Below are 21,981 nucleotides of genomic sequence, written 5' to 3' on the forward strand. Positions count from 1 at the left end.
AATTACTCTATGAAATTATCCCTACGATGACCGTAGCGTATTTTCAGGGGATAAAGGATGTTCAGAAAAGAATTTTCGCTACTGCTGGTGATTAGCGCCCTGTTCTCAGGGCAGATTATGGCGGAGCACAAAGGGCATGAATTTGTGTATGTGAAAAACGCCGACCATCAGCTTCGTCATGAAGCTGACAGCGACGAGTTACGCAGCGCGGCTGAGGAGTCTGCGGAGGGGTTGCGCGAGCACCATGCCTGGCAGAAATCGCGCAAACCGGATACCCACTCTGCGGGTTAGCTGCCTTTACGCTTCGGCAGGGTCTTCATCAAATCGTCAGGGCTGACGGAGGCCACAATGCTTCCCGGCGGCGGCATTTTGAAGATGTGATTCTTCATCTTGCCGATAACGTGCATTTCACACGGACGGCAGTCAAACTTCAGCGTCAGCACTTCATCGCCATTCACCAGCTGCATCGGCGTCGCTTTCCAGCTTTTAATATTGCCTTTCGCCTGTTTCGGACAAAGGTTAAAGGCAAACCGCAGGCAGTGTTTGGTGATCATCACCGGCACATCGCCCTTCTCTTCATGCGCTTCATACGCGGCGTCAATCAGCTGCACGCCGTGACGATGATAAAACGCACGCGCTTTGTGGTTGTAAACGTTCGCGAGGAACGAGAGATGCGTGTCCGGGTAGACCGGCGCAGGCACCGCTTCGGCCTTACGGCTGCCGCGCGGATAGTTTGCCAGACGTGCTTCATCCAGCATCTCTGCCGTTTCACGGCGGAACTGGTTCAGCAGGCTGTTCGGCACGAACAGCGCGTCCGGCAGATTCACCTCAATATTGCGCGCGTAATAAATGGTCTGCCCCAGCTTCGCCACGCCATCCTTAAGGTTGCTAAGCGCTTTCTCCGCATTGTTCGCCACCTCGAACAGGCCGTCGAGCGTATGCGTCACGCTGATACCGTCTTCGCAGGTCATGGTCAGGATCAGTTGCTCTTCCCAGCCACCCAGCGCGATATCCACCGCAATGCGGCGCTCGCTAGACGTCTTGAGCAAGGCCTGCTGCCAGTTGTGATCCAGGTTACGGTTAAGCGCCGCATTAGGACGGGCTTTGTAGAGATCGGCAGGCATTTCGTTCGGCCAGACGCGATAGCGATTTTCGCCGGTTTTCTCCACCGTATTGGCGCGGAAACCCACCACTTCACGTTTGATCATCACGTTGAGACCATCGCCGTTCGCCAGCGGCTCTGTAACCTGAACATCAAGATGATCTTTCGCCACTTTCAGCACTTCACCCACCGGCAGGCCGATAAACTTCGGTGAATCGAACGCGCCAATATCCCCTTTACGGGCATTCACGAAATAGTCCGTGCTGCCGCGGTGGAAGGTCTTGTCCGTCGACGGAATAAAGAAATGCTCTGTACGACCGGCGGACGCGCGCGCCAGGTCACCGCGATCGTCGATGATGGCATCCAGCATCTGACGATAATGGGCGGTGATATTTTTCACGTAGCTCATGTCCTTGTAGCGCCCTTCAATTTTGAAGGAGCGTACACCGGCGTCGATCAGCGCGCCGAGGTTGGCCGTCTGATCGTTATCTTTCATCGACAGCAGGTGTTTTTCGAATGCCACCACGCGGCCCTGATCGTCTTTCAGGGTATACGGCAGACGACAGGCCTGAGAGCAGTCTCCCCGGTTCGCGCTGCGCCCCGTCTGGGCGTGAGAGATATTACACTGCCCGGAATAGGCCACACACAGCGCACCGTGGATAAAGAATTCAATGGTCGCGTCGGTCGCCTGGTGGATATCGCGGATCTGATTCAGGTTCAGCTCGCGCGCCAGAACAATCTGCGTAAACCCGACGTCCGAAAGAAACTTCGCCTTCTCAACGGTGCGGATATCGCACTGGGTGCTGGCGTGCAGCTCAATCGGCGGGATATCCAGTTCCAGAACGCCCATATCCTGAACGATCAGGGCGTCAACGCCGGTCTGGTAGAGATCGGTAATCAGACGCTGCGCGGGCTCAAGCTCATCATCATGAAGAATGGTGTTCAGGGTCACGAACACCTTCGCCCCGAAACGGTGGGCGAACGGGACCAGCTCGGCAATGTCGCGCAGGCTGTTGCTGGCGTTATGACGGGCACCGAAGCCAGGGCCGCCAATGTAGACGGCATCCGCCCCGTGAAGAATGGCTTCACGGGCAATGGCGGCGTCGCGGGCCGGGCTTAGCAGTTCAAGATGATGGGAGTGCAGGCGCATACTTCGTCGTTATCCGTTATGGTCAAAATGGCGGCTATTGTAGTCAGAAGTCTGTGCCAGTGAAACCGTTTTGCGTCGCTTTAGCGGGGATAATGGATCAGAGAGTGAAAATGCACCGTCCGGGCGCTGCTGTTGCGGTATGCGTGCGGTTTGTCGCCGGCAAAACGCACGCCGGAATCAGCGTATAGCGTGCGCCAGACACCGTCGATCTGCATGTCCAGCTCACCGCTTATCACCACCACGTGTTCGATCACCCCGGCTTCGTGCGGCGTGGACTCACTCAGCGCGCCGGGCGACAGGGTGATGGAGAAATGGTCGAACTTAAGCTGTTCATCCCAGGGGAAAAGCGGTTTCACCACCATCGCCTGCTGCTGCGGATCGAACACCGCCTGCGGTTCGCTCTCTGGAGTGATAAACGCCGAAAAAGGTACGTTCAGCCCGGTGGCGATTTTCCACAAGGTAGAGACCGTCGGGCTGGACTCATTGCGTTCGATTTGCCCAAGCATCGCTTTCGACACGCCCGTCTCTTCCGCCAGTTTCGACAGGCTCCAGCCCCGCGCCTGACGCAGCGCTTTCAGTGTGGTTGCCAGGTGTTGAGTGATATCCATAGTTCCTCCCGTTGCGGCAAAGCATACCACTTGTACGCTATAGCGCACAGTGATACCTTATCCCGGACGTTATAACGCACAACGGAGTTTCCATGCGATCGACTGCCTCTCTCTTTCCTGCCGTGCTGGCCGGTTTTGTTGCCGTGCTGGTGGGCTATGCCAGCTCTGCCGCCATTATCTGGCAGGCGGCTGCGGCGGCTGGCGCCAGTACACAGCAAATCGCCGGATGGATGACCGCGCTGGGGCTCGGGATGGGGATCAGCACGCTGGCATTGTCGTGGTGGTATAAAGCCCCGGTGCTGACCGCCTGGTCGACGCCTGGCGCGGCGCTGCTCGCCACCAGCCTGCATGGCGTGACGCTGGCGGAAACCATCGGGGTATTTATATTCGCGAATGCGCTGATTCTGCTGTGCGGCGTCACCGGTCTGTTTGCCCGGTTGATGAAACTGATCCCGCACTCGCTTGCCGCCGCTATGCTGGCGGGCGTGCTGTTACAGTTTGGCCTGAAGGCATTCAGCAATCTTGAGGGACACATTTTTCTTTGCGGCAGTATGCTGGCCGCCTGGCTGGTGGCCAAAGCCGTCGCGCCCCGGTACGCCATTGTCGCCACGCTGCTGGTGGGCGTGTTCGTGGCCTGGGCCGGAGGTGACGTTGTCACGGACAGGATGACGTTATCGGTCATCATGCCAGAATTCATTGCCCCTGCGTTTACCATCACCAGCCTGCTCAGCATCGGCTTACCCTTCTTCCTGGTGACCATGGCGTCGCAGAATGCGCCCGGCTTCGCCACCATGCAGGCATCGGGCTATCCGCTGCCGATCTCACCGCTGATCGTTGCCACCGGCGGGCTGGCGCTGCTGTTGTCCCCCTTCGGCGTTTATTCTATATGCATCGCCGCCATCACTGCCGCCATCTGCCAGAGCCCGGACGCCCATCCAGATGCCAGTAAACGCTGGCTGGCCGCGGCGGCGGCAGGCGGGTTTTATCTGCTGGCGGGGGTGTTCGGCGGGTCGATTTCCGGGCTGATGGCCGCCCTGCCGCTGAGCGGCATCCAGACGCTGGCCGGGCTGGCCCTGCTCGGCACTATCAGCGGCAGTTTGTATCAGGCACTGAACCATGAAGCAGAGCGCGACGCGGCGATCGTCACCTTTCTGATGACCGCCAGCGGCGTCACGCTCCTGGGAATTGGCTCCGCCTTCTGGGGGCTGGTGCTGGGAGGGATCTGTTACGCCGTCTTCTCACGCCTTCGCCGCGCGTAGCTGTGACGGCGTGATGCCGGTCATGCTGCGAAAACGGTTACTGAAATGGCTGGCGGAGTTAAATCCGCAGGCCAGCGCGATGTCGGTGAGCGGCGTGGTCGTGTGCTGCACCAGCGCTTTGGCCTTCTCCATGCGGCGCTGCATGACATACTGATGCGGCGCCAGCCCCATCGACTGGCGGAACATCCGCGCGAAGTGATACTCACTGAGTGCGGCCTGGCCCGCCAGTTCCGCCAGCGTTAAGGGTTGCGCCAGGTTTTCCTCGATAAAGGCCAGCACGTTGCGCAGTACAAACGGCGATAACCCGCCGGTCACCACCGGTAACTTCCACTGTACGCTGGAATAGTGCTGGACCAAATGCGTCAGCAATAAGGTCGACGCGGTGCTCAGGGTGAGCTGATTGGCGTTTTGCTGCCAGTCGCAGCCGAGCAAAAACTGGCGATAAAGGGCAGTGATTTTCGGATCGCTGCCGAAGATTTTTTCCTCCAGCGTCAGCGATAGCGGTCGTTTATCCCAGATTTTCTCCCCCACGTCCCGCAGGTGTTCATCGGTGCAGTAGAGGTGCACGAACGACAGGTCGTCACGAATATCCCACGTGGATTCGCTCTCTTCCGGCATCAGACAAAAACGGTCCGGCCCGCCGCCATTTTTCCAGCCACCCGGCGTTTTTTGATAGCTTTCATAACCATCCGCCACGTACAGGCTAAGGGTGTGATGGTTGCTTTTCACGGTGATCGTGTCGTGTTTGTTGTACCACGCCGCCAGTTGAATGCCAGTATTGAGCGCGACGGTTTCCCGCAGCACTGCATTTTGTTGGCGTAACGTTTCAAAGGTGTCGTAAACGAGAGACATGGCCGTAAACAGGTGATTAATCAGACTGTCAGTCTAAGAAGTGTTGCAGCCTGTTACCAGCCATCGCGCGAGAAAAAAGCGCAAGAATTTGCAAGTCCGGCGCAAGATGATGAAAGCCGGGCCCCCCTTCTTTCGCCACACTGTTGTTTTTCGCGGTATGAGAAGAGAGAAACCATGAACGCATTACTCTATGGGCTGGTCGTTGTGATCTGGGGCACGACCTGGATCGCTATTTTTTTGCAACAGGGGCCGGTTGCAGCGCCGGTCTCCATTTTCTGGCGCTTCGCCGTGGCCAGCGCCACGATGATGATCGTCCTGGTCGCCCTTCGCCGCCTGCGCAGGCTGGCGCTGCGGGATCATCTCTACTGCATGCTTCAGGGCTGCTGCGTTTTCTGTTTCAACTTCTGGTGCTTTTACACCGCCGCCGCCCATATCAATACCGGCCTTGAGTCGGTGATTTTCTCGATGGCCGTGCTGTATAACGCCATCAACAGCTTTATCTTCTTCGGCCAGCGTCCACCCGCCCGCTTCTGGACGGCGGCAGCGCTGGGGCTTATCGGGATCATTACCCTGTTCTGGGACGATCTGCTCGCCAGCGGCTGGAGCGCGTCGTTGCTTACGGGCATCGGGCTTTCCGCCCTCGGCACCTACGGCTTCTCGCTGGGGAATATGATCAGCATGCGTCATCAGCGAAACGGGCTGGAAACCATGACCACCAACGCCTGGGCGATGCTGTACGGCACCGTCGTGATGGGCCTTATCGCGCTCTTCAGGGGCGACAGCTTTATGCCGGAATGGACGGTGAGCTATATGGGGGCGCTGCTCTATCTTGCGCTGTTTGGCTCGGTGATTGCCTTCGGCGCCTACTTTACGCTGGTAGGCCGCATTGGTCCCGGTAAAGCCGCGTACAGCACCCTGCTGTTCCCGCTGGTGGCGCTGTCGATTTCAACGGTGTACGAGGGTTACGTGTGGCATCTCAACGGGATCGTCGGCCTGCTGTTGATACTGGGGGGAAATATGGTGATGTTTACGAAGCCGGAAACCTGGTTCCGCCGCCTCCGGACGGCATAAAAAAACGGCCTGCGAAAATGCAGGCCGTTTTTTATTATTTTGTTGTCTGATGGACATCAAACATGGTGGCATCCGTCGCCATGTCATCCACAACCTGCTTCAGGGTGCCGAAGCCCATCGGCGTATTCTCGTTCGCCAGCTCTTTCCCTTCACCCTTACGAACAACCTTAATCACCGGTTTGTTCGTGGCCGCATCGATTAACTCACCTTCGAAGAACAGGTGCGTATCCATGGTGCGATGGCCCGTTGCCATCTGCGTACCCGCAACCAGCAGCGCCACAGGCACCACTTCATAGAACTGCAAACCTTCTTTGTCTGAGCTCACACCGGTAATGGCGCCGCGGAAGATCAGGCTATGTTTGCCCGGCGTCGTCACAATCGGCTTACGCTGACCAATCGCGGTTTTCAGTTTGGTATTGGTATAATTCAACAGCTCATCAAGCGTTTTTTGCCCAAGCTGAGTGGTCGGTTTTGGCGTCGGATAATAGGTTATCGGAGTCCAGATAATGCTGTCGTAATTCGCCTCATTATAGGACGGGTCAACCCAACGCAGGGTTGGCTTCCCGGTTGCAGATTTCATCTCCTGCAAGCCGGAGTAATCTTTTAAAAAACCTGAATATTGATCGGGGGCTGCGACTTTGGACGCACAGCCTGAAAGGGCCAACAGACCAGAAAGCACTGCAACTTTAAAAAAAGTGTGAGTACGCATGATGGTATTCCATGTTATCTGCAAGTATGCACTTGAAGTTATAACAAAAAATCGGGGGGCGTGTTGTGGCAAAAAATGACGAAGACAGCACAAATAGCGGAAAAATTGCCCGACCGAAACCGGGCAGTGAGAATTACTCTTTCAGGTCCACTTGCCAGAACAGGTGTTTGCCGAAGGGATCGATTTCGTAACCCGTGACCTCTTTACGGACTGGCTCAAAAATCGTCGAGTGGGCAATCATTACCGCCGGCATTTGATCGTGCATCATCTGCTGCGCCTGCTTGTACAGCGCCACGCGTTTTTCGCGATCGGTTATCGATTTAGCTTCGGCAATCAGGTTATCAAACGGCTTATAGCACCATTTGGCCGAGTTCGACCCGCCGTTGGCGGACGTACAGGTAAACAGTGGGCCGAAGAAGTTATCCGGATCGCCCGTCGCCGTTGTCCAGCCCATCAGTGCGGCCTGATGCTCCCCGCCCTTTACGCGCTTCAGGTATTCGCCCCATTCGTAGGTCACGATTTTGGTCTGTACGCCCACTTTCGCCCAGTCCGCCTGGATCATCTCCGCCATACGCTTCGCGTTCGGGTTATACGGCCGCTGCACGGGCATGGCCCACAGATCGATGCTTACGCCGTTGGCAAATCCCGCCTCCTTTAACAGCGCTTTCGCTTTTTCTGGATCGTAATCGTAGTCTTTCAGCTCGCTGTCGGCACTCCAGACGCCAGGCGGCAGCAGGTTTTTCGCCGCCGTGCCAGTGCCGTGGAAGACCGCCTCAATGATGGCGGGTTTATTAATCGCCATCGCCAGCGCCTGACGCACTTTTACGTTATCCAGCGGCGGCTTTTGCGTGTTAAACGCCAGGAAACCGGTATTCAGACCGGCCTTGCTCATCAGGTTGATGTCTTTGTTAGCCTTCATACGCGGCAGGTCCGCCGGGTTCGGGAACGGCATCACCTGGCACTCATTCTTCTCGACTTTGGCAAAACGTACCGAGGCGTCCGGCGTGATGGTGAACACCAGACGATCCAGCTTCGATTTTCCCTGCCAGTAGTCCGGGAAAGCGGTAAAGAGGATGCGGGAATCCTTCTGGTATTGCGCCAGCTTAAACGGCCCGGTGCCAATCGGCTGCATATCGACCTTTTCTGGCGTGCCCGCTTTCAGCATGGCATCGGCATACTCCGCCGACAGAATGGAGGCAAAGTACCACGCCAGATCAGCGACAAACGGCGCTTCCGGATGCGCCAGGGTGAAGCGCACGGTGTGGTCGTCAACTTTATCAATAGCGGTAATCAGGCTGCCGAACTCCAGACTTTCGAAGTTGGAATAACTGCCGTTGGAGACGTTATGGTAAGGATGATTCACATCCTTCTGGCGCATAAACGAGAAAATCACGTCATCCGCGTTGAAGTCGCGCGTCGGCGTGAACAGCTTATTACTGTGGAATTTCACCCCTTTGCGCAGGTGGAAGGTGTAGACCTTGCCATCCTCGCTTACCTCCCAGCTTTCCGCCAGGCTCGGCACCAGTTCGGTAGTGCCCGGTTTGAAATCGACCAGACGGTTATAAACCGGTACGGCGCTGGCGTCCACGCTGGTCCCCGACGTATAGAGCTGAGGATTGAAATTTTCCGGCGATCCTTCGGAGCAATACACCAGCGTTTTTGCCGCGACGGTGGAACTGACCGTCAGCGCAGCAAGCGCCAGCGTTATCATTGTGAATGTGCTTTTCATCATTTATTCCTGTCTTTTTAATTCGACGGCTAATTACTTCTTTTGCCATTTCATAAATAACATTAAAGTGATGGCGCAAACACATGAAAAATAAATACAGAAGGAAACACTATGGGCTCAGAACTCTCCAGACAATTAACCCAACGCTTTTTCCGCTATCTCGCCATCACCAGCCAGAGCGACCCGAAAGTCAAAACCCTGCCCTCCACCCCGGGTCAGCACGACATGGCGCGGGAGCTGGCGAAGGAGCTGGAAACGCTGGGGTTAGACGATATTGTGATAGATGAGTTCGCCACCGTTACCGCCGTGAAAAAAGGTAATGTTCCCGGCGCGCCGCGGATTGGTTTTATTACCCATATCGACACCGTCGACGTCGGTTTATCCCCGGATATTCATCCACAAATATTAACGTTTACGGGGGATGATCTCTGCCTGAATAAAGAGAAAGATATTTGGCTGCGCGTAAATGAGCACCCTGAAATTCTGGCTTATCCTGATGAGGAGATTATTTTCAGCGACGGAACCAGCGTATTAGGCGCAGATAATAAAGCGGCCGTCACCGTGGTCATGACGGTGCTGGAAAACCTCACCGCTGAACACAAGCATGGCGATATTGTGGTGGCGTTTGTGCCCGATGAAGAGATTGGCCTGTGCGGGGCGAAAGCGCTGGATTTGAAGCGCTTCGACGTCGATTTTGCCTGGACCATCGACTGCTGCGAGCTGGGGGAAATTGTTTACGAGAACTTTAACGCGGCAGCGGCTGAAATTCGCTTTACCGGCGTCACGGCTCACCCGATGTCCGCCAAAGGGGTGCTGGTCAATCCGCTGCTGATGGCAACGGATTTCATCAGCCATTTCGATCGCCGGCAAACCCCGGAATGCACCGAGGGGCGCGAAGGTTATATCTGGTTTAACAGCATCCAGGCCGGGCAGAACGAAGCGATACTGAAAGCCAATATTCGTGATTTTGACAAAGACGGCTTTGCCGCCCGCAAGCAGCACATTGCCGATGTGGCGGCGCAAATAGCCGCGCAGCATCCCACGGCAAACGTGGAATACCGCATTGAGGATACCTACAGCAATATCAGCAACGCGATTGGCGAAGACCGCCGCGCGATCGACCTGATGTTCGAGGCGATGGAGTCGCTCGGCATCACCCCAAAACCGATCCCCATGCGCGGTGGCACGGATGGGGCGGCCCTGTCAGCTAAAGGCCTGCTCACCCCGAACTTCTTCACCGGTGCCCATAACTTCCACTCGAAGTTTGAGTTTTTACCGCTGTCGTCGTTCGAGGCCTCCTGTCGCACTGCACTGCAACTCTGTCTGCTGGCGGCGCGTTAAGCGGGCTTGCGTGCGAGCATGGTGGCGAAGCGCAGCTTGATACGGTTCCCGTTGGCATCGGTACGGTGGAGTTCCCCCACCTCTTCGTTGTACTTGATCAGCTCCCAGCCTTCGTAGTAGTTGCTCAGTTCACCGGTTTTGAAGGCAAACGGGAAGCCGACGGTGCACGGATAATCCTCCGTATCCATGGCGGCAACGATCAGGTTATAGCCGCCTGGTTTAGTGCAACGCTGCATATTGGCGATAAGACCAGGGATGGTTTTCGCTTCGAGGAACATCAATACGACGGTGGAAAGAATAAAATCATATTCGCCGTCAAAGGTCAGGTTGTTCAGATCCTTAATCGCCGTTTGCAGATTCGCGATCCCTTCCGCCGCCTTAATGCGCTCGATGTTATCGATGCTCATCGGGTTTTTATCCCACGCCGTCACGTCATAGCCATTGGCAGCGAGGTAGAGGCTGTTGCGGCCATTCCCGCAACCCAGATCGAGCGTTTTACCCGGCTTAACAATGTCCGCGCTGAGCAGCACCTCTGAGTGCGTGCGGGTCAGCCCATATTTCTCAGTAAAGTAGTTTTCATCGACAGTCATTATTTTTCCTCAGATTGCATAAGCAGTGCCTTATCAGCGCGCACCAGTAGTTTGCCCTGCATCAGCAAGATAAAAGTACGGACCAGCAGCATCGCGATGATGACGTTGGTGAAAATAAACAGGGGAACCGCGAGGGCATGAAAGAACCCTGACGGACTGCTCTGCCCAAGATGTAAACCGGTGGTCGCCAGCGCCGACACCCCGAACGAGAAGCTCCAGAACGACGCGTTGAACGGCTGTGACAGATACCACGGCATCAGACGCAGCATAAACAGGAGTTGCAACAGACCATAGCCGAAAAGCATTTTGGCGAAGGTGTCCGCTTCGCCGCCGTTGACGCTAAACCAGGCGCTACAGGCTACCAGGGCAGGCGCAAGCTGGATCCCAAGCGAGGTACGAAGCGCCGCGGGCAGTTCGCCCGCGCTGCGCAGGCGTTGCAAAATGACCGGCTCCAGGCTTAGCCAGGAAAAGACCCCGGCGCCAAGGAACACCAGCCCCGCATCGTGGAAACCCAGCGCACCGCAGGCCATCGCGCTGATAAAATTGTTCGCTACCGTCGGCAGATACAGTCCCGGAGTCGTGGCCTCTTCCGGATGCTTGCCGCGCCACAGCCCGGCGCTTTGCCAGGCGGCATACGCAAGCTGGATCACCACGCCCACGCTAAACAACCCCAGCGCCACCGGGCGATACCACGGCACAAAGCCGATGGCCACCAGCAGAGTGGTGGCAGGAAACAGGCTGACAAAACTGCTCATTACCGGATGCCGCATCTCGGCCAGCACGCTATATGGAAACCGTACCGCACGGGTAAGAAACGCTACGCTCAGAAGGAACCAGATCGCCACCGCCAGCGCCACCAGGATCTCGCCCGGCCAGCGCGTCACCGGCCAGATGGTGCTGGCATAACGCCAGGCGAACCCCATGCCTATGGTCCCGAGGACCATACCGAAATACCCGGCGGGCAAGTTAAGAACGCGTTGGTTTTGGTTATGCATTTTTTTTAAACTTTAAAATGTATTTTAAATGCCATTTTAAGGGGTTTCCTGAGCGGACGCCAGCACTTCGAAAAACCAAAAGTTTGCTACGTTTATTGAAAGGCTTTTCAGGGATAACACGATGACAAAATATCGACTTGGCAATGAAACGCGTCTCTGGCGCTGGCAGGACGGCTCAACGCCGTGCACAACGCCTCTCAGACAAATTATTGCCGTGAAGGATTTTAACGATGTGACCAGCGGGACTAAAGGCGGTTGGGTTGAGGATGAACACGCGCTCGCCCAGGACGGGGATTGCTGGGTTTATGATGAAAACAGCGTGGTGTTTGCCGGGGCCAGAATATCCGGTAACGCCCGCCTCACCCAACCCTGCATCGTAAGCCACCGCGCACACGTGGGCGGCAACAGCTGGCTTGACGCCGCAGAGGTGAGTCACGGGGCGGTAATAAGTGACAACGTCACCATTCAGCACTCCACCGTACGCGGGGAATGCCGTATCGCGGGTGACGCGCGGGTGCTGCATAACAGCCTGGTGATTGCAGCCAAAGGGCTGACACCCGACCGTGAGCAGATCCTGCAAATCTATGACCGAGCCACGGTCAGCCAGTCGCGTATTGTGCATCAGGCACAAATCTACGGTGATGCCATGGTGACCTGGGCCTTTGTTGAGCACCGCGCCGAGGTGTTCGATCGCGCCATTCTTGAGGGCAACGCGCTGAATAACGTCTGGGTGTGCGACTGCGCCAAAGTGTACGGCAACGCCCGTCTGCTGGCCGGTCTGGAGGAGGATGCCATCCCGACCGTGCGGTACAGTTCACAGGTCGCGGAAAACGCTCTCGTCGAAGGCAACTGCGTCATTAAACACCACGTATTAATAGGCGGTGAGGCGTGGTTACGCGGCGGGCCGATCCTGATTGACGACAAAGTGGTTATTCAGGGGCGGGCGCGTATCAGCGGCGATGTCCTGATTGAGCATCAGGTGGAAATAACGGACGATGCGGTTATCGAGGCGCTGGACGGTGACAGCATTCGCGTCCGGGGAGCCAAAGTGATCAACGGCGACACGCGGATCACCCGGACGCCGCTTCTGGGGGCGCTATAGCGGGAAGATTCTGGCGTACAGGTTCACGTCATCGTAACGGCCGTTGAGCATTTCCGCTTCCCGCAAACAACCTTCGAGCGTGAAACCGTTGCGCTGCGCCACCCGGTTACTGCTCTGGTTATCCACGCGACACTTGATCACAAAACGGCGGATCTCGCCGCGCTCAACGTAATAGCGCATAAACGCCTGGAGCGCCTGAGAAAGTATTCCCTGCCCCTGATGCGCTTCGTCCAGCCAGTAGCCGATATACCCGGCCTTATTCGCAGGCTCGATCGCGTTGAAAGACAGCACGCCCACCAGCTCGTCATTCATAAAAATCAGGAACATTTTGGCGTAACCGCGCTGGTGCAGCATCTGGTTGCTCTGCACGTTGCGGCGCGTGTCCTCTTCGCTGCCGACATGCTGCGCCCAGTCGAAGGCGGTTTGCAGCCAGGTTTTGTTTTTGATTACGAGGTTATGCAGATCGGTGGTATAGCGCTCTTCGACGGCGCGAAGCTCGATTTCCTGGTTAACAGGGATGATTTCTGAAGACATGGTGCCTCTTAATTGCCGGGTGGAGCTAACGCTTACCCGGCCTACAAATGCGTCCGGAGCAGGCCGGGTCGCCACCCGGCACAAACCCATAAGGACTAGCGCATGATCCGGTCGTCAACGTAGTTACGTTTGTCCGGCGCGGGCGGGAAGTACTGGTACAGCCAGGTCTCGCTGATGGCATCGCCCTGACAGCGCAGGAACAGGCGCAAATCCACCGGCTCGGTGGAGTCAGAGGTTGGATACCAGTCAAACAGAATGCGATACCCGTCGAACGGCTCGACATAGAGGATCTCCACCTGCTTCGCTTCACCGCTGGAGAGGGTGATCACCGGCTCAATGCCCTTCGGTGCGGCGGCCTTCAGATCGCCCCCGACGAAGTCAATGGCAAAGCGACGGGCCCACACTTTCGGGTAATTTTCACCCGGCGCCCAGCCCTCCGGGAAGCCGCCCATACCGGTACGGGTGGCGTAGACATTTGCCAGCGGGGAACGCACCGGCGGCTGCGCGCTCCAGTAGAGACGGTATTTGAAGTCCAGCTCATCACCCGCCTGCACCGGTTTCTCTGGCTGCCAGAAGCAGACCACGTTATCGAGCGTCTCGCCGGTTGTCGGGATCTCCATCAGGGCAATGGAACCTTTCCCCCAGTTGTTGCGCGGCTCGACCCACAGGCTTGGTCGCTTGTTATACCAGCCCATGACGTCCTGGTAATGAGAGAAGTCACGGTCAAGCTGCAACAAACCAAAGCCTTTCGGGTTTTTATCCAGGTAGGCGTTAAATTGCAGCTTTTGCGGGTTGTTCAGCGGCCGGCAGATCCACTCCCCGTTACCGCGCCACATCGCCAGGCGGTCTGAATCGTGGATCTGCGGATGAATGGTGTCGCACATGCGGCGTTCGTTGTTGCCGCAGCTAAACATGCTGGTCATTGGCGCGATGCCGAGCTGCTTGATGTCTTTGCGCGCATAGAGATGGTTTTCGACGTCCATGATCACCTGGCTCTTCTCACAGTGGATCACAAACTTATAGGCACCGGTAATGCTCGGGCTGTCCAGCAGCGCATAGACGGTAAAGGTGGTATCACCTGGCTTCACGGTTTCAAACCAGAAGGAGGTGAAATCCGGGAACTCTTCCGGGGTGTCGGTAAAGGTATCCACCGCCAGACCGCGCGCGGAGAGGCCGTACTGGTAGGTATCATCCACCGCCCGGAAGTAGCTTGCGCCCAGGAAGGAAACGATATCGCGTCGCGCCAGCTCCGGCGCTTTAAAGACGCGGAATCCGGCGAAGCCGAGGTCGCTCTGCCCTTCAAGCTGGCGGGTATCCACGCCCGTATCGCCGTAGCTGAACAGCTCAGGCCGGAAGTGGATCTCACGCGCCTGAGAGGTGGTTTGATCCAGCGAGAACATGCGCACGCGGCGGCGGAATCCCTTCCCCATATGGAAGAACTGGGCGTCCAGCTGACGGCCTTCAATGTTATTCCACAGCGACTGCTTCTCATCGTAACGGATGGCGTTGTACGCCTGCGGCGTCATGGTGGCCAGCGTTTCCGGCAGTGGACGCGGCGCACCGCCCCACGGGGTTTTCGCCAGATCGTGCGCCATGGATTGCAGAACAGAGAAGTCAAAGCGACGGCTCTGACCGTCGGCAATGTCGGAGTCAGCAGCATATGCCGCCTGGGAAAACAGAGAAGCAAGGCCAGAAGTGCCGCTCAGGGCAGCCATTGCCAGGGAACCTTTGAGAAAACGTCTGCGATTCATGCCTGAGAAAACGTCCTTATGGTCGTGTGAATGAGTTTCGCGCGCAGCGAAATGACGGCAAGAAAGAACGCACAGCCTAAACAAAAACGGTTAAGAATCCAATTGTTGGCGGGTGATTATCTGAACAAACCGAGAAATATTTTCTGTCGACCAGAACGGCCTGAAAAAGGGGTAAAGTTATGTATAAAAGAGTCCCGGCTGGACATCAACAGCCGGGACCAACGAGGCGGTTATTTTACGCTGACATCGATACCCGGGAAGTACTTATCAGCCAGTTTAGCGATCGTGCCGTCGGCACGTACTTTATCAATTGCGGCATCAAGCTGCTTTTTGGTGGCCTCATCCCCCTTACGCAGCCCAAAGCCGATCCCACTGCCGAGGATGGTGTCGTCCGACACCGGTTTGCCGATAAAGCCAAACCCTTTACCCTGCGGCTTGCTGAGGAAACCCGCCTGCCCGGCCGCTGACATCACCAGCGAGGCATCGATGCGGCCATTCAGCAAATCCCCCCAGGCCATATTCTGATCTTTATAAGACACCACGGTGACACCGTGCTTTTCCCAGTGCTCTTTGGCGTAAGTTTCCTGAATGGAACCCTGGAGAACGCCGATGGTTTTGCCCTTCAGCCCTTCGGGGGTAGCCTCTACCGCTGAACCGGCTTTGCCCACCAGCTGGGAGGGAATGCGATAGATGGGCTGGGTGAAATCAATGCTCTTGCGACGCTGTTCGGTGATGTTCATCGCCGAGTTGATGGCGTCGAACTTCTTCGCCACCAGACCGGGGATAAGCGCATCAAACGAGGTTTCAACCCAGCTGCACTTCAGCGCGGCGGCTTTACAGATGGCATTTCCCAGCTCTACGTCAAACCCTTCCAGCTCCCCTGACGCATTGCGGCTTTCAAACGGCGGATATTCCGCTTCCAGCCCGTATCGCAACTCGGTAGCGGCAAACGACGAGAATGAACACAGCAGTCCCATGCCGACAACTAACGCGCGTAATTTCATCTCAAATTCCTTAACGTGGTGTAACCCGACAAAGGGCCTGGGCACCTGCCCGTAACGTCGCCTCATCCTTCGCAAAAGAGAGACGGATTAACTTATTGTCCGTGCCATCGGCATAAAACGCCGACAGCGGAATGGTGGCAACCCCGAACTCGACAATCAGCCTTTTCACCAGCTCGCTGTCGCGCTCGTCGCTAAAGCCGCTGTAATCCGCCAGCAGAAAGAACGAACCGGCACTGGGTAGCAGCCTGAACGGTGAGTCGGCGAGCAAACTTTGCAACAGATCGCGCTTGCGCTGATAAAACGCCGCCAGCGACAGCCAGGTTTGCGGATCGGTCATGTGTTCGGCAAACGCGTACTGCATCGGCGTATCGGCAGAGAACATTAAAAATTGATGGACCTTACATATCTCATCCATCAGCTCTGCGGGTGCCACACAATAACCCACACGCCAGCCGGTGACGTGATAGGTTTTTCCGAAAGAAGAAATAATCACGCTGCGCTCCGCCAGCTGCGGGTGCGTCGCCATTCCGTGGTGCGGTTCGCCATCAAAAACGACGTGCTCATACACTTCGTCAGACAAAATGATGATGTCGGTGTGGCGCGTCAGCGCTGCCAGCTGGTGCAGATCGGCGGCTGAAAACACCTGTCCGCTCGGGTTGTGCGGCGTATTGACGATGATCATCCGCGTGCGCGGGGTAATGGCCGCCCGTACTTCATCCCAGTTCACGGCAAAATCCGGTACCGTCAGCTTAATGGCGATCGGCGTCGCTCCTTGCAGACGCACAATCGGCGCATAGCTGTCAAAGGAGGGCTCGAAATAGATCACCTCATCACCAGGATGAACCAGCCCGCTGATGGCTGAGTAAAGCCCTTCGCTGGCGCTGGCGGTCACCAGCACCTCACTCGCCGGGTCATAGCGTGTGCCATAGAGCGTGGCAATTTTGTCCGCGATGCGCTCCCTGAGCGGTTGCAGCCCGGTCATGGAGGCGTACTGGTTATGCCCTGCCTCCATGGCGCGGGTCACGCCGGAGATAAGTTTTGGGTCGCAGGAAAAATTCGGCGCACCCTGAGAAAGGTTGATGGCGTTATGCCGGGCTGAAAGCTGGCCGATAACGGTAAAAATGGTGGTTCCCACATCGGGCAATTTGGATCGTGTCTGCACCGGCGTTTTCAAAGTCATCCTCTGTCCCTTCTCGTGGTGAATGCATAACTATTCAAACAACAACTTCATTGCCGGGACAATCGAATTGTTGTCATAATAGCCATGACAAAAACGCATAGCTAAGGTGAGATATGTCGCGTCGTTCATTTCCGCTTAATGCCGTAGAGACGTTCATCGTGACCGCGCGTCACCTGAATCTTACCCATGCCGCGAAGGAGCTTTGTCTGACGCAGGGGGCGGTAAGCCGCAAAATTGCCTCGCTGGAAAGCTGGTTCGGCTTCCCGCTGTTCGAGCGCCATGCGCGCGGCCTGCGCCTCTCCTCTCAGGGAAGCGCCCTGCTGCCGGAGCTGCAATCTGCGTTTGAGCACCTGCTGAACGTTGCTGAACAGGCGCGAACGCACCAGACCGTTATTCGTCTGAAAGCGCCTACCTGCGCGATGCGCTGGCTGGTGCCGCGTCTGCTACAGGTGGAGCGCGAACAGCCGGAACTCCAGATTGCGCTGACCACCACCACCGATCACAACGTCAATTTCAAAACCGAATCCTGTGACGCGGCGATTGTGTTTGGGACGCACATGAGCGCCGGCGATCTGCTGTTCGAAGAGGCCTTAACCCCTGTGATGAGCCCGCTGCGGGCCGGTTCTGTGCTGGAAACACTCACCTTCCTTCACCCCACGCGGGACAAAACGGACTGGACGCTGTGGCTGGCGAAACAGCCGGGTCCGCCGCCAGCTATGCTCAAAAATCAACACTTCGAAACCATGGATCTGGCCATTACCGCCGCCATTCAGGGGCTGGGCATCGCCATCGCGGATGAAACGCTGGTGGAGGAGGATGTGCGCGCCGGACGGCTGATGCGGCCTTTTGACACGAGCATAAAGACGGGGGCGAGCTACCGGCTGGTATTACGCGACGCACCCGGCCCGGAAAACGGACTGGATGCGTTTCGCGCCTGTCTGCTCAGTCGAGGCTGACGTGGTGTTTCATCACCCGTTTGAAGAGGCTCATACGGGCACGCATGAAGCGGTTTTCAAGCCGAAAACCTGCATGTTTATTCACGCCGATACGTAACAGCACGTCTCGCCCTTTCCGGCAGGCGGGCCAGCGCGTGGGCCCTGTCAGGCTATCGCGTGCCCCCGCATTCCGGGCAAAGCTCACCCAGTAGTCCGCCACCTGAGCGGCGAAGGCCAGATCGCGTTCATTCACATACTGCCGCGAGGGTTCCACCTGTCCAAGGGTATCGAACACGTAGGGCACTTCGTTGCCGTGCCAGGCGCCGTTGATGTACGTCGCGTGCTCCGCTTCGGCCACATAATCAAACCAGTATCGCCAGCACAGGCCGCCCGCCCGCTGCTGGGCCTGCATCACCACGTATCCCATGGTGGTGAAGGCCATGTCGCGGCATACCTGCCTGCCAAGTTCCTCATCGCCCTTCACGCCAGGATAAAGCAGCTTAATCAGCCCCAGGCCAAAGCGCCGTTCACGGCGAAGCTTCTGGATCTGCCCGGCAAGATCGACCCCGAACACCGACATCACGCTGGCTTCGTCGCTGTTTGAGCCAATCATCACCGGTACAGGGTGCTGACGAGCCGCGAAGAAAACGTCGAGCATGGCCTCAGGCAAAACGCAATCCCCCACGATGGGCGCAGGGGCGATATTCAGCGGCGAGGTCAGAGGCCAGAACGCCTCAGGCGGGATCGCGCGAAGCTGTTCCGCGGTGGCATTGTGCAGGCCGAAATGGGCGGCAATCGCTTCGCCTTTATGCATGGCCTGCTCGCGCGGGGTGTCGGGCAGCGTGTACCCGCTTTGCACAATGGCTTTATGGAACAGTCCTCCCGCAAGCGGGGAAGCCATCAGCGAGAGCACGCTGCGCGCACCGGCCGACTCGCCAAATACGGTGATGTTCTCAGGATCGCCGCCGAACGCGGCGATGTTATCGCGCACCCATTCCAGGGCCTTGATCTGGTCGAGCAGCGCAAAGTTATGCACCACGCGCTCTTCTTCCCCCTCCAGCGCCGGATGGGCAAAAAAACCGAGGTGTCCGAGACGGTAATTGATCGTTACCACCACCGCGCCGCGCTTCGCCAGCGCCCTGCCGTTATACGGAGGCAGCCCGCCAGCGCCGAGGGTAAATCCTCCGCCATGCAGCCAGACCATCACCGGAAGCGGATCGGCGCGTGCCACTGGCGACCAGACGTTAAGGTACAGGCAGTCTTCAGAGAACTGGCCGGGATCGCCGCCGCCCAGCTCCTGACAGCTTTCGCTGCTCTGCCAGCTGGAGGCGGAGAACGCCGTCGCCGGACGTACGCCATCCCAGCGCGCGGGGGGACGCGGGGAGCGCCAGCGCCACGGGCCAACAGGGGGTGCCGCATAGGGAATGCCGCACCACACATGAGTATCGCCTTCAGTAAAACCAATCAATGCGCCCTGGCGCGTTTCAACCACAGGGGCGGAGGGATTTTCCATACCAACCTTCTTTTTCCATCACACCCTTGCAGAGTAACGGTTTCAGAGCAAACCGCAACGCTGTTTGCTGCGCGCTTCCGCCTCCTCGTAAAGCGAAAACTCGTCGTACACCGCACAGCCGAGCGCGGCTTCGAAGGCATTGCGGCTGGCATTGCCGTGGCTGCGCGCCTGCGTTTCATTGCCGAGATTCGACTGGAAGATCCCCGCTGCGCTGACGGGCAGAAAATCCTCGTAGGTGATGGGCTGTGCCACAACCCAGCCGCGTTCGATCAGCGGCTGCGGATCGTCGCCGGGACGAAACGCGTGGCGATGCGCCTCACCTGTCGGGGTCAGACGGTAGCGGAAATAGGCCAGCCCCTGACGGCGCAGGAACATTTCGCTGTCCGGGAACGCGCTGAAGATCTCGCGCAGGTGAAGCTGGTGGGTCAGGTTGTCTTTGCCGGTCCCGGCCTGATTTAACAGACTGTCGTACAGCTCGCGCCCTTTCGGCGTAAGCGCCACGCCGCGCTGCTCAATCTCACCGAAACGCGCGGTATGGGTGCCCTTGTGTTCTCCTGCGAAAAGCACCGGCTCCTCCAGCGCCTTAAAGCTGGTCTGGCGCAGGAGGATCGGCACCTCGCGGCGCGGCGGGCCTTCAATCAGAATTTTCGGCTCAATGCCGTACTTCGGCATCAGCTCCTGCACCCGGTCGATATCCAGCGTGCGCGGCGTGAGATGGTTGATGTGGCACCCCGGGAAACAGACCACGTCGGCAATCAGGCGATGTTCGTTGCTCAGCGCCAGATAGGTTTCCTGATCGACCGTCGCATGGCGATGCCAGCGGAAGGTTTCCAGGGCTTCCTGCACAAATTCGCGCGCCTGTGCCTCGGTAAAGTGTCCCTGCGCATCATGCAGGTCGATCAGTTCCAGGCAGCGCGGGGTAAAGATGTTGCGCCGGGAGAGGATCTCCGCCGCCCTTTCGCGCAGCGCAACGTTTTCAATCAGCTCCAGGCGCAGCAGCGAGGTAAAAATGCGAAACGGATTACGGCAGAGCGCCGCATCGTCTGTCGGACGAAACGCCGTCGAGTGGACGGGCACGCCCGCCTGGGAGAGATCGTAATAGCTGACCGGGTACATGCCCATAATGGCGAAGATCCGGCGCAGGGTGGAAAGCTCCTGCGCGGTGCCAACGCGGATCGCACCGTGACGTTCAACATTCAGGCGCGCCAGTTCGTCTGCGTTTGCCAGTTGTTCATGTAAAAGTGGGTTATTTTCCAGAACCGCCAGGTTAACGTCCGCCACCAGTTCCAGCAAGGTGCCGTACTGCGGAACTTCCTGCTGGTACATCGCCGACATAGCCTGCGAAAAGTGTTCCCGAATATCATCAGCCGTGATGGTGTTCGCCATGATGTCATGCCTCCAGTGAATACTACCTGGAGTGTAGAGAAGCCCGTTCCTTTCGTTGGGAAGAATTTACGAATTGTGATCCAGGCAGACGAGTGGTCAAAGCGTGGGCATTTTCGAAAAACGGTTGTAACTCAAACAGATCAAATGTTAAAAATATTTTGCTATCAGGTTATCAAATTCAAACATCTTAACTTGTCACCCGCGTCGCTCTGTTTTTAACATCGCCTATGGAAAAAAATGGTCTGTTCAGTCAGCGCATACGCTTGCGCCATTTGCATACTTTTGTGGCCGTCGCTCAACAGGGAACGCTGGGGCGAGCGGCTGAAACCCTTAACCTCAGTCAGCCTGCACTATCCAAAACGCTGAACGAACTGGAACAGCTTACCGGGACCCGCCTGTTCGATCGCGGCCGTCTGGGGGCACAGCTTACGCTCGTGGGCGAACAGTTCCTGACGCATGCCGTTAAAGTTCTCGATGCCCTCAATACCGCCGGTCAGGCGTTAAACCGTAAAGAGGAACCGGCCAGCGACATCGTGCGCGTGGGCGCGCTGCCAACGGCGGCGCTGGGCATACTGCCTGCGGCGATCGGCCAGTTCCACCGTCAGCAAAAGCACGCCACGCTTCAGGTCGCGACCATGAATAATACCATGCTGCTGGCGGGCCTGAAGTCAGGCGAGCTGGATCTGGGCATTGGACGGATGTCCGATCCGGAACTGATGAGCGGCCTTAACTACGAACTGCTATTCCTGGAATCGCTGAAGCTGGTGGTGCGTCCGAATCATCCCCTGTTGCAGGACACCGTGACCCTGAGCCGCGTGATGGAGTGGCCGGTGGTGGTCTCACCAAAAGGAACCGTTCCGCGTCAGAATGCGGAAGCGTTGCTGCAAATGCAGGGCTGCACGCTGCCTTCCGGGTGTATTGAAACGCTCTCGGCGTCGCTGTCGCGCCAGCTTACGGTGGATTACGACTACGTATGGTTTGTGCCGTCAGGCGCGGTGAAGGACGATCTGCGACGCGGCGTGCTTACGGCGCTGCCGGTAACATCGCCCGGCGCGGGAGAACCGATTGGGATCCTGACGCGGGTAGATGCCCCGCTCTCTGAGGGCGCCCAAACGCTGTTAAGCGCCATTCGTAAATCAATGCCTCTCTGATCCTAAACGCAGAACCCGC

20 protein-coding genes are annotated in these 21,981 nt (G+C 57.3%); 7 read left to right on the forward strand and 13 right to left on the reverse strand.

The features are described 5' to 3' along the window. Positions 1-57: 57 nt before the first annotated feature. Entirely contained in the window at positions 58-291 is a 234-nt protein-coding gene (locus tag ACNQ0W_RS14310) for a DUF2554 family protein (RefSeq protein ID WP_015570548.1), read from the forward strand. Here ACNQ0W_RS14310 and ACNQ0W_RS14315 read toward each other — a convergent pair. Both ACNQ0W_RS14315 and ACNQ0W_RS14320 read right to left on the reverse strand, forming a co-directional pair. Continuing rightward, entirely contained in the window at positions 288-2,252 is a 1,965-nt protein-coding gene (locus tag ACNQ0W_RS14315) for a peptidase U32 family protein (RefSeq protein WP_062932696.1), read from the reverse strand. The genes ACNQ0W_RS14310 and ACNQ0W_RS14315 overlap by 4 nt on opposite strands. 80 nt (positions 2,253-2,332) lie before the next feature. Continuing rightward, the gene (locus ACNQ0W_RS14320; protein WP_015570550.1) at positions 2,333-2,860 is read right to left on the reverse strand and encodes a helix-turn-helix domain-containing protein; all 528 of its coding nucleotides are present in this window, start codon (positions 2,858-2,860) and stop codon (positions 2,333-2,335) included. A gap of 92 nt (positions 2,861-2,952) precedes the next feature. Between ACNQ0W_RS14320 and ACNQ0W_RS14325 the strand changes: the two genes are divergently transcribed. Further along, on the forward strand, positions 2,953-4,119 hold the full coding sequence (locus ACNQ0W_RS14325) for a benzoate/H(+) symporter BenE family transporter (protein ID WP_062932695.1): 1,167 nt from the start codon (positions 2,953-2,955) through the stop codon (positions 4,117-4,119). Here the strand turns inward: ACNQ0W_RS14325 and ACNQ0W_RS14330 are convergent. After that, a complete protein-coding gene (locus ACNQ0W_RS14330; RefSeq protein WP_006810606.1) occupies positions 4,099-4,971 on the reverse strand; it encodes a helix-turn-helix domain-containing protein in 873 nt (290 codons plus the stop codon). The two genes, ACNQ0W_RS14325 and ACNQ0W_RS14330, sit on opposite strands and share 21 nt — an antisense overlap. Before the next feature lie 174 nt (positions 4,972-5,145). On the opposite strand from ACNQ0W_RS14330, the gene ACNQ0W_RS14335 reads away from it, so the two are divergent. After that, entirely contained in the window at positions 5,146-6,042 is an 897-nt protein-coding gene (locus ACNQ0W_RS14335) for a DMT family transporter (protein ID WP_023296600.1), read from the forward strand. 34 nt (positions 6,043-6,076) lie between these two features. On the opposite strand, the gene ACNQ0W_RS14340 is transcribed toward ACNQ0W_RS14335, so the two are convergent. Next, positions 6,077-6,751 carry a DUF3313 domain-containing protein gene (locus ACNQ0W_RS14340; RefSeq protein ID WP_015570552.1) on the reverse strand — a complete coding sequence of 225 codons (675 nt, stop codon included), beginning with the start codon at positions 6,749-6,751 and terminating at the stop codon, positions 6,077-6,079. A gap of 133 nt (positions 6,752-6,884) precedes the next feature. Further along, on the reverse strand, positions 6,885-8,480 hold the full coding sequence (locus ACNQ0W_RS14345; protein ID WP_062932694.1) for an ABC transporter substrate-binding protein: 1,596 nt from the start codon (positions 8,478-8,480) through the stop codon (positions 6,885-6,887). A gap of 111 nt (positions 8,481-8,591) precedes the next feature. On the opposite strand from ACNQ0W_RS14345, the gene pepT reads away from it, so the two are divergent. Continuing rightward, positions 8,592-9,821, forward strand: a complete 1,230-nt coding sequence (gene pepT / locus ACNQ0W_RS14350; RefSeq protein ID WP_062932693.1) for a peptidase T — start codon at positions 8,592-8,594, stop codon at positions 9,819-9,821. Here the strand turns inward: pepT and tehB are convergent. Both tehB and tehA read right to left on the reverse strand, forming a co-directional pair. Next, positions 9,818-10,411: a tellurite resistance methyltransferase TehB gene (gene tehB, locus ACNQ0W_RS14355; RefSeq protein WP_023296596.1), complete on the reverse strand. Its 594-nt coding sequence runs from the start codon at positions 10,409-10,411 to the stop codon at positions 9,818-9,820. The two genes, pepT and tehB, sit on opposite strands and share 4 nt — an antisense overlap. Continuing rightward, the gene (gene tehA / locus ACNQ0W_RS14360) at positions 10,411-11,406 is read right to left on the reverse strand and encodes a dicarboxylate transporter/tellurite-resistance protein TehA (RefSeq protein WP_047050895.1); all 996 of its coding nucleotides are present in this window, start codon (positions 11,404-11,406) and stop codon (positions 10,411-10,413) included. The genes tehB and tehA overlap by 1 nt, the downstream gene beginning before the upstream one ends. Positions 11,407-11,527: 121 nt before the next feature. On the opposite strand from tehA, the gene ydcK reads away from it, so the two are divergent. Continuing rightward, positions 11,528-12,508, forward strand: coding sequence for a YdcK family protein (ydcK, locus tag ACNQ0W_RS14365; RefSeq protein ID WP_116329826.1), 981 nt, complete (start codon positions 11,528-11,530; stop codon positions 12,506-12,508). Here the strand turns inward: ydcK and rimL are convergent. From rimL to ACNQ0W_RS14385, 4 genes are all read right to left on the reverse strand, one after another. Further along, complete coding sequence (rimL, locus tag ACNQ0W_RS14370) at positions 12,503-13,042, reverse strand: 50S ribosomal protein L7/L12-serine acetyltransferase (RefSeq protein WP_032653529.1); 540 nt, start codon at positions 13,040-13,042, stop codon at positions 12,503-12,505. The genes ydcK and rimL overlap by 6 nt on opposite strands. Before the next feature lie 95 nt (positions 13,043-13,137). Beyond that, a complete protein-coding gene (locus ACNQ0W_RS14375; protein WP_417933208.1) occupies positions 13,138-14,793 on the reverse strand; it encodes a glucan biosynthesis protein D in 1,656 nt (551 codons plus the stop codon). A gap of 230 nt (positions 14,794-15,023) precedes the next feature. After that, positions 15,024-15,797, reverse strand: a complete 774-nt coding sequence (locus ACNQ0W_RS14380) for an ABC transporter substrate-binding protein (protein WP_003857237.1) — start codon at positions 15,795-15,797, stop codon at positions 15,024-15,026. A gap of 10 nt (positions 15,798-15,807) precedes the next feature. Next, positions 15,808-16,977 carry a pyridoxal phosphate-dependent aminotransferase gene (locus ACNQ0W_RS14385; RefSeq protein WP_062932690.1) on the reverse strand — a complete coding sequence of 390 codons (1,170 nt, stop codon included), beginning with the start codon at positions 16,975-16,977 and terminating at the stop codon, positions 15,808-15,810. A 113-nt stretch (positions 16,978-17,090) separates the two neighbouring features. Between ACNQ0W_RS14385 and ACNQ0W_RS14390 the strand changes: the two genes are divergently transcribed. Then, positions 17,091-17,933: a LysR family transcriptional regulator gene (locus ACNQ0W_RS14390; RefSeq protein WP_062932689.1), complete on the forward strand. Its 843-nt coding sequence runs from the start codon at positions 17,091-17,093 to the stop codon at positions 17,931-17,933. On the opposite strand, the gene ACNQ0W_RS14395 is transcribed toward ACNQ0W_RS14390, so the two are convergent. Both ACNQ0W_RS14395 and ACNQ0W_RS14400 read right to left on the reverse strand, forming a co-directional pair. Next, positions 17,920-19,425, reverse strand: a complete 1,506-nt coding sequence (locus ACNQ0W_RS14395; protein ID WP_062932688.1) for a carboxylesterase/lipase family protein — start codon at positions 19,423-19,425, stop codon at positions 17,920-17,922. The two genes, ACNQ0W_RS14390 and ACNQ0W_RS14395, sit on opposite strands and share 14 nt — an antisense overlap. 42 nt (positions 19,426-19,467) lie before the next feature. Further along, positions 19,468-20,811 carry a VOC family protein gene (locus ACNQ0W_RS14400; RefSeq protein ID WP_003857245.1) on the reverse strand — a complete coding sequence of 448 codons (1,344 nt, stop codon included), beginning with the start codon at positions 20,809-20,811 and terminating at the stop codon, positions 19,468-19,470. Between the two features lie 227 nt (positions 20,812-21,038). On the opposite strand from ACNQ0W_RS14400, the gene ACNQ0W_RS14405 reads away from it, so the two are divergent. Beyond that, on the forward strand, positions 21,039-21,962 hold the full coding sequence (locus tag ACNQ0W_RS14405; protein WP_003857247.1) for a LysR substrate-binding domain-containing protein: 924 nt from the start codon (positions 21,039-21,041) through the stop codon (positions 21,960-21,962). Positions 21,963-21,981 lie beyond the last annotated feature (19 nt).

The organism is Enterobacter cloacae complex sp. 6730903 (assembly GCF_048283985.1).
In the GTDB taxonomy this organism is placed as follows: Bacteria; Pseudomonadota; Gammaproteobacteria; order Enterobacterales; family Enterobacteriaceae; genus Enterobacter; species Enterobacter hormaechei_C.